Genomic DNA, 12,170 nt, shown 5'->3' on the forward strand with positions numbered 1-12,170 from the left:
AGTCAAGCTCATCTCAAGAAGAAGATTCTGGCCTTTGTCGATTACTTCAATCGCACCATGGCCAAGCCTTTTAAGTGGAATTACACGGGCAAACCACTCACCTCATGAATAGTTCCTTTATTTCTGCCGTCAGGTACTAGAAGTTAGATATCGATATGATGGTCATCAAACTCTTTCAATAAGAACAGTGCCAGATGAGACTTCCGCCTATTCCTGAGAATGAAGAACAGCGATTAAAGGCGCTTTATCGTTATTCCATCTTGGACACTGTTACGGAAGACGTTTTTGATGACTTAACCAAGCTAATTGCTTACATTTGTGAGACGCCTGTTGCCCTAGTGAGTTTGGTTGATCGGGATCGCCAGTGGTTCAAATCAAAAACCGGTCTTGATATCAATGAAACGGCTAAAGACTATTCTTTTTGTGCCCATGCACTTTGCGATCAAGACAGCGTAATGGTGGTGTCTGATGCTTCTCAAGATGAGCGATTTATAGGCAATCCACTGGTGACATCAAAGCCGGGTATTCGTTTTTATGCCGGAACGCCCCTTGTCAGTTCTGACGGCTATGCTTTAGGAACTTTATGTGTGATTGATTATGTTCCGCGCGAGTTAACGTTTCAACAGTTGGATGCTCTAAAAGCCTTAGGAAGGCAGGTTGTCACTCAAATAGAGGCAAAACATCAATTAAAGCTTCTTCAAGCAACTCAGGCACAGATCATTCAAAGTAGCAAAATGACAGCTTTGCGAAAATTAGCTGCTGGCATTGCCCACGAAATTAATAATCCCAATACTTTTATCTACGGAAATTTGGAGTATCTGAGTGAATATATTCAAACTTTACTCAGGCTAATTAATACTTGCCAAGACCATCTTTCTAGCTTACCCCCGGCATTCTTAGACGTGTTGAAGACTATCGATTTGGACTTTGTTGAAGACGATCTTTGGTCTATCTTTAAGTCCATACAGAACGGCAGTCAGCGAATTCAGAAGATCGTGCAGTCAGTTGGCACATTTGCTTCGCTGGATGAGGAAGGTCCTAAGCAGATTGACGTTCACAGGAGCCTTGAAGTTACCTTAGAGAGCTTAGGATTTCGACTTAAAGGAGCTGCTATCTCAGTTCAGCAAGAGTATGGGAACGTTGCTCTGATAAATGGATATTCCAGAGCTGTCAATCAGGTATTTTTCAACCTCCTAGACAATGCAATTGACGCTTTAGAAAGAAGTTCTAAAGAAGAAAAAATCATCAAGATCCAGACAAGAATGCTTGATGATGACAATGTCGTTATTAGCGTTACGGATAATGGGGTTGGAATATCTAAAGACAACCAGTCCCGCGTCTTTGATCCGTTTTTCACAACTAAGAAAACAGGAACAGGAACAGGAACAGGACTATTTGTTAGCCATCAAATTATCTCTGAGCAACATGGTGGAAGGCTGTACTGCTCTTCCCAGCCTAATGAAGAGACTACGTTTGTTATTGAGCTTCCGATTGAGCATCTTTCTATCCTCGATTGAAGCTAGTCAACAGTTACTCTTTAAGTCGAATCACCATACCGGTGTTGTCGGTGTGATAGATCCAAGACTGATTGCCATCGCTGACGACAGCACGCCAACCCAAAATGCCAATATCGGGGCAAGCACCGTCTTCTGAGGGAATACCGTAGCAGCCATCCCAAAGCTGGGGTTCCGCTTCGACAATGGCAAGGTTTTCAGCAGTGGCCCAGCCGTTTTCTACCACCATCTGAAAAATGCGATCGCGCAAAGACGGCGGCAAATTCTGATCTAGCGTTGAGCGGCGAATGCTGTTACCACTCAAGTCTGTGCGATAGAAATAGCTTCGGTCTGACGAATCAATGACTTCGACCTGCCACCCTTCGGTCAGTACCGCAAGACAAAGTTCCGCCGGTCCACCCAAACCCAAACAACCGTCGGACCAGGTCTCTCGACTATAGCGACCAATTCGTAAGGGTACGTCACCGATTTCTTCGCTGAGCTGCACCTTAATTTCCTCAGCGATCGCATCTGGCAATGGCTCAAATTCGCTGTTGGGCATATCGGGTTGAGGCATCTCAGTCGATTGATCCAAATCGGATGAATCGGAAGCGGGAGAGTCAGCATCCGATGGAACAGTACAGGCCATTAGAACACTGACGCTAAGTATCAGAGGGACAAATCGTGTGAGGGAAAACATACCAGACTTTTCTGAAAGAACAGCTCCAACTTAGAGTGATTCTCTCCAAAGGTAAGCACGGTTACAAAATCTGATACTCATCGGCGGTGCTATGGCTTATCACTATTGCTCAATCAACCACTAGACGAGATAGGTTAGTCCCAGGATAGTAGACGCCTAAAATCTGCTCGTAGCTGTAGCCATTCACCGCGTGGTCTTTGGCACCGTGCTGGCTCATTCCCTGACCACCGTGAGCCTCTTGCACAATCTGATCAGACGCGGCGTAGAGCGATTCAACAATGCCACCCTGGTAGCTGATAAACTCACCCCCAGTCTCAGCGACAGCTCGTTGGGTGTTTATCGTCTCCATATTGATGCCCTTATACGCCTGAAATCGCTGGGTGTTATCCAGGTCGAAGTAGTCGCTGGCAGGGCGAACGTGATGGGTTAGCGCATAAGAACGGGCAGCAACAGCCTGGGCTTTCAACGCTTCTAAAGGCCAGTGGTGATACATTTCGCTCCCCACAACGCTGGAGAGGTAGTCTCCTAAGCGAACAAAATTAACGGCGACGATCTGTCCGCCATCGTTGAAAACCAGTACACGCCCCTTGAACCAACCGTTCTTAACAAAAACGTAGCCTCCAGCGTCAGCCTCTAGCCAGACGGCTCCTGACAGCTGGCAGCCGCCAAAGTCTATTCCGGTAGCGGTGGGGTAAGCCGTGACGCTGGTTTGTGCCGGGATATCGCAGTGGGCAGTACCATCGGTATCAATCACCCAACCCAGTGAACTGGCTCCCACATCCAGCGAGGAAAGATTACGGGCGATCGCGACCCGCATCTCCAAAACATTGTCAATAACATTCTCAGGAACGACTACGGCAGCAGCGTCGGGTGCTTGGGGTTGAGCTTGAGTTGCTGTAGCAGTCTGCGGGGCGGATTGGGAAGCAGCTGTTGATTTTTCAGGAGAGGCCGGTGATGGAGAATCAGTAGTGGAGTCGGCAGCCACTTCAGAGGGGGCTTCTTCCTGCTGCTGCGATCGCTGAATTCGATAGAGATCGACAACAGACTGCCGCACGACACCAGTACTACGCCACAAACTGTCTTGAATGGGTTCAGCCTCGTCGCTCCCTAACCCTGGAAGCGGCATCAGCCGCACCATCAACGCACCCGATAGAAGTACACCACTAGCAAGTGTCAACCGCCGCAGTCGCAGTTTAGGCTCTCGACTGCATAGACGTTGAATTCGCTGCCACTCTTGTTGAAACTGCAACGCCATTGCTGCCCGTTAACGATTACAAAGTTTTCAAACGAACATCCTGATGTGCTGTGGTCTAATGTAACCGCTTTTTGGAAAAAGTAACCATCAATTTGTACATAAGACTACTGAATTGAGCCCTAATGTTATGGATGCATGAGGATGCGGAATAGAGAGAGGGCATCTGTTCAGGGAAACAGATCTCTCCTTCAGTCATAATCGTGTCTTATCCGGAGACTGAGACCTAGGTTGACCTGCTGCATAAGGTGATGAAGGGCAGTTTACTGCATCCGTTAAAAACGGCTGAATGCTTGCACTCGTAATGATTAATTCTTGAGATCCATTCGGATCCCATGGCGTCACAGGATTGCATCGTAAATTTTACAAATCGTGCCATTGGTTAGGGATTCTCTGATCAGCGTTATCCTATGGCAACGCTGATTAACCGTAGACACTTCTGGAATTCCTTTTAGAACCGCGCCGTGTTGACGTCCAAAGTTAAAGCCCCTCGAAATCGTACGCTGACGCTAACGCAGGCCGATCGCCAACGTTATTCTTCGCAACTAAACACCCTATCCCATACGGGGTCTTTGGATGAGGTGCTGGACACAACGATTCATCAAGACTGTCGCAATGCGATCGCACATCTCCCAACCAGCAGCATTGACCTCCTCATTCTTGACCCGCCTTACAACCTCCGAAAAGATTTCAATGGCAAAACCTTCAGTCGGCGATCGCCAACGGATTACCAAAGCTGGGTGGAAACTTGGCTAGAACCCCTGGTGCAATTGCTCAAACCCACTGCATCACTTTACGTCTGTGCTGACTGGCAGTCTTCCACCGTAATCTATCCGCTACTAACGAGATACTTTACGGTTCGCAATCGTATCACCTGGGAGCGCGAAAAGGGCCGAGGAGCTAAAGCAAACTGGAAGAATGCGTCTGAAGATATTTGGTTCTGCACCGTTTCGGAGGCTTATACCTTTAATGTGAATGCGGTGAAGCTAAAGCGACGAGTGATTGCTCCCTATCGCGATCGCAATGGTTCCCCCAAGGACTGGCAGGATACGTGCAAAGGCCGTTTTCGCCTTACGCATCCCTCTAACTTGTGGACAGATATCTCCATTCCGTTCTGGTCGATGCCCGAAAATACCGATCACCCTACTCAGAAACCTGAAAAACTGGTTGCTAAGCTGATTCTTGCTAGTAGTTCCCCTGGAGATGTGGTGCTCGATCCGTTCCTTGGCTCTGGGACAACATCCGTCGTCGCTAAAAAACTCAATCGTCACTACATCGGCATTGAAAGCAACGAAGATTATTGCTGCATGGCGGAAAAGCGGTTGGCATTGGCTGATCGCGATCAGCGCATTCAGGGCTATCACGAAAACTGTTTTTGGGAACGCAATTCAACCCCGCAAGCTTAGGGGCTGTCATCACCTTCAGTCCGCATCGTTGTCATCCGCCGATATGATTTTGTCCCAGCTGTATTCCATATATTGAGCAAAAGCCAGGACAAGGCTGTCCCATTTCTCGCGTGTTGCCACATAGTGGTCTGCACCCGCTTCAACATCTTTCACTGTTTTAATGTGGTGATGTTCAAAAAGCGAAATCGCGGCAAAATATCGACGACGCCATTCCTGGGGAGACGCAATCGATTCGGGTCGGCGATCGCCTAAGAAGGAATCTGCCAACTGCACCAGCAGATCCATACTGCTGCTTTCCAGTCCTATTACCGCTGAGGATTTGATTAGGGGTTCGTAGACTTGGGGGTGCAGCGCTGTTTGAACCAGGGTGGTTAAATCAAGGCAGACAAATGCCATGCGCGCTAAGGAATATCGAGACTCGTGAAAGCGAAAGTAGTGAAGGATGGGGTATGCATGGTGCGATTCCAGAAGTGATAAGAGATCGCGGCTCATGTTGGACAATTCTTGCAGGGCCGGATCAAAGTTGCCCTGTCCCTTGAGATTAGTCAGCATGACAGCAGCATCTGCCCGCCTCGCTGCCTTGTGATGCAGGCTGAGCGCGAAGGTATTGCGCTGTGTCAACGCACTGTAGACTGACAGTAGGTACGTCAAGGATGCGGTAATGATGGAAAAGCCGACCGCCGCTTCTAACACAGTTATCAAACGCCAGAAGCTATTCTTGGGAACCAAATCACCGACCCCTAGCGTTGTGAGAGTGTATCCGCTGTAGTAGAGAGCTGTTTGAAAATCTGTTGGGGTTTCACCTTGACTGGCCTGAATCCCTACTCCCAAAGCAGGCCAGATAATCAACGCAAATCCCAGTGTGAAGGCACAGACCCAAACGATAACAATCACGACCAACAACGAAGGGCCACAGTAGGAAAGCACCCTCCGGCTTCCTTTGATAGGCCATCGAGAAACCCATCGAAAAACTGCCCAAACGTTTCTGCTTAATCCAAGACTGATAACGCTTCTACCTGTGCGCGGATAGAGGACCGTCAAATAGACATCGACCAAGGTTATGGCAATGATGACCGTGCCAAGAATCTGAGTCAGCATGAAGGATGCCAGGAAAGGTGGCTAGGTTGATAACGAACTTTGTCCATCGTTCTGAGCAGCAATGGGCAATGGGTCTGAGGAATTGAGTTCAAGAGAAGCACTGTTCCGAAATTGCAGCGTGTAGATTTCTGTGGGCATTTCGACATCAGCGTGCTGTAGCGCCAATTTGACCGCATGAGCAACCTCTGAGGTTGTTTCCAAGAAAGCATAGCGGGTAGAGTTGACCCAAAAGCGGACTTCTAAGTTGACAGTGCTAGCCGCTAACTCTTGCACCAAAACGTCAATTGGACTGTCTGAAGACACCCCTTTGACGTTTTGAACTGCTTCGTGGATAACCTGTTTCGCCTTGGTCAGATCAGCATCATAGTCAACTCCAACCATAATGGAACTACGGCGATGGGGAGATGCTGTGTTGTTGGTAATACTGGCTTGAAAGACTTCTTGATTGGGAATATAGACTGTACGACCGTCGTAAGTTTGCAACGTCGTTGCTCGGAGTTGGATCTGCTTGATAGTGCCTTCGAAGCTGTCGATCACGACCTGATCGCCTAGTCGGAAGGGACGCGCTGCCAGCAGCACAACACCTGAAATGTAGTTGCTTAACACATCCTTGAGACTAAATCCGATCGCAACGCTGGTGAGTCCAAAGGCTCCTAACAGTGCGCCGAACTCTAGCCCAAGTATGCCTAATGCAACGATCGCACCAAACACCCAAACAATGCCGTATCCCAAACGACCGACCAGAACTTCGGTGCTGCGATCACCCTCGGTTTGCTTTGCCCAAGTAAATGCGGCATAGCGGACACCACTAGCAATACCCCAGGTCACCAGTGCAACAATCAAGGCCCCAATAATGGCAGGCAGTTTGTCGATAGCATCACGGGACAGTTGCCGCACCGTTCCGTTGAGGCGTTGAGCAACATCTACAGCAATGGGTGGCTTGTCGAATGCCTCATTGAGTTCTTCGACCCATCTATTGGCTAACTCTTCAACCGATGAACCAAAATCGTCAGCATCCTGCTGAGTCACTGTCATAATGACGCGATTATTGACCCGCAGGGTTGCCCAATCTCCTGAGGCATCAGGCTGCACCTCGATCACACCGGGCTGCTCTGTATTGGACAAAATGCTGGCAATGCGGCGGTTGATGAGTGCAGCTCTGGCAGAAGCATTCAGATCAGTTAACCCACCAATCTGAAAAATAGGTCGACCCCGAACAATGATGTCGGCAAAATAAACATCGCCGGTGGATTCGGCTGGAGCAGCGGATTCGGCGTTAGGTTGAGCGATCGCCTCACTTTCGATAGCGGCTTCCTGGGCAACCACGGGTGTCCAGATAGAAAGCGATAAGCCAATCCCTAATGCGATCGCCCAACCTGAGCGAGATAGCTTTTGATTCCTAACTCTTGGAGCACGAATACCGACAAAGAAATACTGTTTTTGAGCACTCATTACACACAAACGCTATCGGGCGGAATCATTATTCCCAAAGACAAAAAATGGGCAGTAATCACTGCCCAAAAGAGTTGAAGAGATGTTATTAGCTAACTGAGTCTTTTGTCAATCTCGTCTTTAAGATCTTCCTTGGCATGGGTCGCTTCTGCATCAATTTGCTTAGCTTTACCCTGTGCCTTGTCCTTAGGATCGCCCGTGAATTCACCAACCGCTTCCTGTACCTTACCTTCTAGGTTTTTCAGAGTAGCATCTACTCTATCTTCAGTAGTCATATGAGATTACCTCTATAGCACTATGCCACTGAGAGTATCTCCAAATGAAGGTGAAATCATCTGTCCTAAGAGAGAATGCAAATCCATTGTTAAAATCATTAAAAAAGCCTCAGCTGAATTCCCAAAATCGTCAATAATTGACTCAGGAAAGTAGTCTATTCGAGATGGTTTGATCCCTCTATAGACTACGCTTTAGTGCTTGAAAGGTGGTCTTAATTGTCTTTCGGTAGACGGCCATTATCGACACCAGGAGTCAAAGTTTTGACATTTTGAGGATAGATCTCAGCCATTTCCTCTACGGCATCAGCGGCTTCTTTGCCAATACGCTTAGCTTGTTCAACGGGCTTTCCTTGTAAGACCTCATTTTCAGCCTGCCACTGCCCTGTTGTACGAGGACGTCCGGTTTCTCCTTGCTCAGTCAGTGTGTTGAGCCGAGACTGCACACCCGGATCAAGGTTTGCTTCCGGCATATTCGCCGTCAGTAAAATGACACTCACGCAGCAAGCCACTGCCAACTGCTTCCATTGAATGTTGCTGAGCATGCGACTCAATTTTGTAAAAATAGCTGCCATGTCCTAGCCTCTCTAACTGGTAGCGAACCTTATTTCGTTCGCTTTTCAAGAACACAGTAGCAGGAAGACTTTAAGGCAACGTCCTGCGGAAGGGAGAGACTTCTAGCAGTTCAAGAGTAACACATTGAAAAAATATAGACTCTAAGCAAAAGAGCGTCTTTCTAAAGTATGAGGTTGCGCTGTTTTTTTGTTGCTTAAATAACAATTATAAGTTTTGTACTGAATTTTTGATAGGGTTTGAAGACTTTACATCTGATTTCCAATCTTGGATTTTCTAATCTTGGATGCGAATTGAAGTTTTGAATCAAATCTGCAATTTTCAACTAGCTCATTGTCTCTAAAGAATGATCAAAGCTGATTTATCAAGTGGGAGTAAGCCTCAGACCTTTGGGTTTCAAGTGATCAAAGCCCTTTCCCAAACAAGACAGATTGAGGACATTTTCATTCAGATTCTGCCGCTAATCGGAAGTCAACTGGCTTGCGATCGCGTCTTTGTTTACTTGCGATCGCCTGACGCAAAGGTGGGACGGGTTCCTTTTTGCTGGCGACGCCATGGAGACATTCCCGAGGTGTATGACCCCGATTGGAAATCTGAACCCTCTGACTTGGCTCAGCACGACCCCATGTTTGCAGCAGCGCTAGCGGCCCAGCCCAGCATCTTTGTCAGGGATGTCGAAACTGCCAGTGCTGATGTGCTGAACCGTGACTTTGAGCGCAAAACTTTTGGGCATCGTGCACTCATTCACGGCCATCTTTGTCTTGAAAGGCAGCTTTGGGGAGTCCTTCAGCCCTGTGTGTTTGGCAAGCCCCGGCAATGGAGTGATTGCGATCGCAAGCTTATCGAGCAGGCAGTGGGCTGGCTCACTCCGCTAGCAATGGAGTATGTGAACTGCCATCTGCTACCCATCAAAAATGGATACCCCGTACCTTAATCCGACAACTTTTTCTACACCACTATGATCGTTAATCTTCAAAATACGGGTTGGGAAATTATTTACCACCGGGCCCACGCGCTGTTAGCAGCTCAGATTGCTGGGCATTGGGACCTCAGCAAAAAAACGTACCGCCTCTATGAAACGATCGCCGCGATCGCTCACCATGACAACTTAGAAAAGGAATGGGAAGACGATCAGCTCACTGAAGCAGGCGCACCATTGGACTTTACTCTGGAGCGAGAGACCGCTTTGGAACAACTGTCCCAACACGTTAAGGAATCGCTTTATCAAGGGCGTTGGGTTGCTTTGCTGATTTCTATGCACATGTGTTTTCTCAACCAGGGTAGACAGGACGAAGATCCTGACGTTGCTCAATTCGTGCAAGCACAATATCGGCAACAGGCCCAGTGGCGGGATGACTTAGGCGTCAGTAAGGAAGAGGCTGAGGCTGCTTATACCTACATGCGCTGGTGCGATCGCCTGTCTCTCATCCTGTGTCAACGTCAGGTGCCCATGGGAGGACGCAAGTTAGAGATTACTAATGGCCCAGACGGCCAGCAATATCACATCGTCCAGTCTGAATCTGGTGATCTTGAAGTTGCTCCTTGGCCGTTTTCCTGCGATCAATTCACAGTGACCGTGGATGCCTGTTATTTGTCTCAACTCAAGTTTGAATCCAACCCGGCGTTAACCGCAGCCTTGCAGGAAGCCCCGCGCAAAACACTAACTTGGACGTTGAACCGCCCCAGTGATGCTTGACCAAAAGCAGGCAGCAGTTCGGATGTTTTTGGACGGATGCAATAGGTCAATATCTGCTGTTAGGCGAGACCAATTCACCCTGCGGAGAGATAACCCTTAACCGTCTAGAACGTTAGTTTGCAACTGCTGAAATACCTGAAGTATTCAAAACTAGCATCCTATGCCAAAGCAAAACTATGGCCGGAATGGGCTTTCAAACAAACCCAACGCAAACGCCGAAAATCATCTTGACTTAGCGACGAATGCCGTTGATGCAGAGAATCTAACGCCCGGCAACGTAGCTGCCCATCGCGCTGCGGCGGCCCCTGAAAACGAAGAGGCAACAGAGCGTCCCGATGAAGGTCAAAGTCAGTCTTCTGAGCACTAGTTTAAGCAGCTCTTAGACCCATTCCGAGCTGTACAACAAGGAGTAACAAACCACAATGACTATTTCACCCAGCCAAATTCCACCTCAATCTCAAGACAGGACACCCGCCCTTGAGTCTGAGATGACTCCAAAACCAGAATACGATAATCCCAATTACAAGGGCAGTGGCAAGCTGCAAGATAAAGTCGCCTTAATCACAGGGGGAGATAGCGGCATTGGTCGATCAGTGGCCGTGCACTATGCCAAAGAAGGCGCTGATGTTGCGATCGTTTACCTTGACGAACACAAAGACGCTGAAGTAACCAAAGAGTCGGTTGAGTCCTACGAGCGACAGTGCTTGCTCATTCCTGGCGATATTCGTAATGAGCAGTTCTGCCAAGAAGCGGTTGAAAAGACGGTGGATACGTTTGGCAAGATTGATATTCTGATCAACAACGCAGCTATTCAGTATCTTGAACCTAGCCTAGACGACATCGATGCGGCTCAGTTAGGCGATATTTTTGCAACTAACGTCTTTGCGATGTTCTATTTTTCCAAAGCTGCGGTTCCCCACATGCAGCCTGGCAGTTCGATTATCAACACGACGTCTGTCAACGCCTACAAGGGTAATGCCAAACTGCTGAGCTACTCTACTACTAAAGGAGCCATCCTAGCGTTTACGCGATCAGTTGCGGAACCCATGCTAGAGAAAGGGATCCGAGTTAATGGAGTTGCTCCTGGACCCGTTTGGACTCCGTTTATTCCAGATGCTTTTGAGCCAGATATGGTGGAAGGTTTTGGTAAGCAAGTTCCCATGCAGCGACCAGGACAGCCTAAAGAAATCGCTCCTAGCTTTGTCTTTTTAGCATCCGAAGATGCTTCCTACATCTCAGGCCAAGTTCTTCATCCCAATGGTGGTGTCGTTGTTGGCGGCTAGACAGAGGTATTACACGTTTAGGAGATTTCTGAAAATGAAGATACCTGGCTGTGGTGCATTACGCTGCGCTAATGACACCCTACCAGCGGTAAATTCTTTCCTGGAGATCTCCTTAGCGGATCTAAGGTTCTTGGAATATGGATGATTTCGGGACCGTGGTTGTTGGGTTATTCAGGAGATATCAGCAAGTTCAAGTTATGGCACAGACGTTTAAGAAGGGCGACAAGGTTTCTTGGAATTCCGGTCAAGGCGAATCGACAGGAACTGTGAAGGAATACGTCACTAAGGACAAAACTGTTGATGGACAAAAGGTTAGTGCTTCTAAGGACGCTCCCCGTTACTTAGTTGAAAATGACAGTACGGGGAATGTCACGGGTCACAAACCAGAGAGTTTGTTTAAAGCAGACAGTTCAGGTAGCTCTTCAGGCGATTCTTCTAATGGCTCAGGGAAAAGTTCAGATGCTTTTCAACCGGGCGATCGCGTCAAATGGAACACGGCACAAGGGGAAACCGTTGGCAAAGTGGTGAAGAAGCTGACATCAAAAACTGAGATAAAAGGCCATACGGTCAAGGCTTCCAAAGATAACCCAGAATATCTAGTAGAAAGCGAAAAGACAGGTGCACAGGCTGCCCATAAGCCAGAGTCTTTGTCAAAGGCTTAACTGTGCTTGCAAGGGAAGCGTTTGTATATGATTGCTGGATAGGTGATGTGGGTTTCTCTCATAGCCCTGTGCAGCTCGATTAAAGACGTTTCAGTCATTCAAAGGAATAGAGAATGAGGCGTGCTTGATTCAAATGCATGTCGCTTTAGTCTCTGCTGGAATGTCGCGCGACTCCCTTGCCCTTCGTCAAAAACGCCTATGCCTAAACGGCGTCCGTTCTATCAGGATAAGACGAACCCTTCGCGCCATTGTGCTATTGCACCTAGATGCATCTAGGTGCAAT

General features: G+C 48.1%; 13 protein-coding genes. 7 read left to right on the plus strand and 6 right to left on the minus strand.

Features of this window, described 5'->3' with window-relative positions; translation table 11 throughout:
• Nucleotides 1-260: 260 nt before the first annotated feature.
• The gene (locus tag PN498_RS11845) at nt 261-1,517 is read left to right on the plus strand and encodes an ATP-binding protein (RefSeq protein ID WP_272062984.1); all 1,257 of its coding nucleotides are present in this window, start codon (nt 261-263) and stop codon (nt 1,515-1,517) included.
• 13 nt (nt 1,518-1,530) lie between these two features.
• Here PN498_RS11845 and PN498_RS11850 read toward each other — a convergent pair whose 3' ends face one another.
• The gene (locus tag PN498_RS11850; RefSeq protein ID WP_272062985.1) at nt 1,531-2,193 is read right to left on the minus strand and encodes a hypothetical protein; all 663 of its coding nucleotides are present in this window, start codon (nt 2,191-2,193) and stop codon (nt 1,531-1,533) included.
• 109 nt (nt 2,194-2,302) lie between these two features.
• Nucleotides 2,303-3,448 (minus strand): SpoIID/LytB domain-containing protein, encoded by a 1,146-nt coding sequence (locus tag PN498_RS11855; protein WP_272062986.1) that lies wholly within the window; start codon nt 3,446-3,448, stop codon nt 2,303-2,305.
• A gap of 461 nt (nt 3,449-3,909) precedes the next feature.
• Between PN498_RS11855 and PN498_RS11860 the strand changes: the two genes are divergently transcribed.
• Entirely contained in the window at nt 3,910-4,851 is a 942-nt protein-coding gene (locus tag PN498_RS11860) for a DNA-methyltransferase (RefSeq protein ID WP_272062987.1), read from the plus strand.
• Nucleotides 4,852-4,866: 15 nt separating this feature from the next.
• Here the strand turns inward: PN498_RS11860 and PN498_RS11865 are convergent, their stop codons facing one another.
• The 4 genes from PN498_RS11865 to PN498_RS11880 form a co-directional block, all read right to left on the minus strand.
• Nucleotides 4,867-5,949 carry a potassium channel family protein gene (locus tag PN498_RS11865; RefSeq protein WP_272062988.1) on the minus strand — a complete coding sequence of 361 codons (1,083 nt, stop codon included), beginning with the start codon at nt 5,947-5,949 and terminating at the stop codon, nt 4,867-4,869.
• 21 nt (nt 5,950-5,970) lie between these two features.
• On the minus strand, nt 5,971-7,401 hold the full coding sequence (locus PN498_RS11870) for a mechanosensitive ion channel family protein (protein WP_272062989.1): 1,431 nt from the start codon (nt 7,399-7,401) through the stop codon (nt 5,971-5,973).
• 92 nt (nt 7,402-7,493) lie between these two features.
• A complete protein-coding gene (locus PN498_RS11875; RefSeq protein WP_272062991.1) occupies nt 7,494-7,676 on the minus strand; it encodes a CsbD family protein in 183 nt (60 codons plus the stop codon).
• 212 nt (nt 7,677-7,888) lie between these two features.
• Entirely contained in the window at nt 7,889-8,248 is a 360-nt protein-coding gene (locus PN498_RS11880; RefSeq protein WP_272062992.1) for a hypothetical protein, read from the minus strand.
• Nucleotides 8,249-8,592: 344 nt separating this feature from the next.
• Between PN498_RS11880 and PN498_RS11885 the strand changes: the two genes are divergently transcribed.
• From PN498_RS11885 to PN498_RS11905, 5 genes are all read left to right on the plus strand, one after another.
• Nucleotides 8,593-9,180, plus strand: coding sequence for a GAF domain-containing protein (locus PN498_RS11885; protein ID WP_272062993.1), 588 nt, complete (start codon nt 8,593-8,595; stop codon nt 9,178-9,180).
• Between the two features lie 24 nt (nt 9,181-9,204).
• Nucleotides 9,205-9,942: a DUF3891 family protein gene (locus tag PN498_RS11890; protein WP_272062994.1), complete on the plus strand. Its 738-nt coding sequence runs from the start codon at nt 9,205-9,207 to the stop codon at nt 9,940-9,942.
• 160 nt (nt 9,943-10,102) lie between these two features.
• Nucleotides 10,103-10,309 (plus strand): hypothetical protein, encoded by a 207-nt coding sequence (locus PN498_RS11895; RefSeq protein ID WP_272062995.1) that lies wholly within the window; start codon nt 10,103-10,105, stop codon nt 10,307-10,309.
• Nucleotides 10,310-10,364: 55 nt separating this feature from the next.
• Nucleotides 10,365-11,225, plus strand: coding sequence for an SDR family oxidoreductase (locus tag PN498_RS11900; protein WP_272062996.1), 861 nt, complete (start codon nt 10,365-10,367; stop codon nt 11,223-11,225).
• Between the two features lie 197 nt (nt 11,226-11,422).
• Nucleotides 11,423-11,887 (plus strand): DUF2945 domain-containing protein, encoded by a 465-nt coding sequence (locus PN498_RS11905; RefSeq protein ID WP_272062997.1) that lies wholly within the window; start codon nt 11,423-11,425, stop codon nt 11,885-11,887.
• Nucleotides 11,888-12,170 lie beyond the last annotated feature (283 nt).

The organism is Oscillatoria sp. CS-180 (assembly GCF_028330965.1).
Taxonomy (GTDB): domain Bacteria; phylum Cyanobacteriota; class Cyanobacteriia; order Phormidesmidales; family Phormidesmidaceae; genus Halomicronema.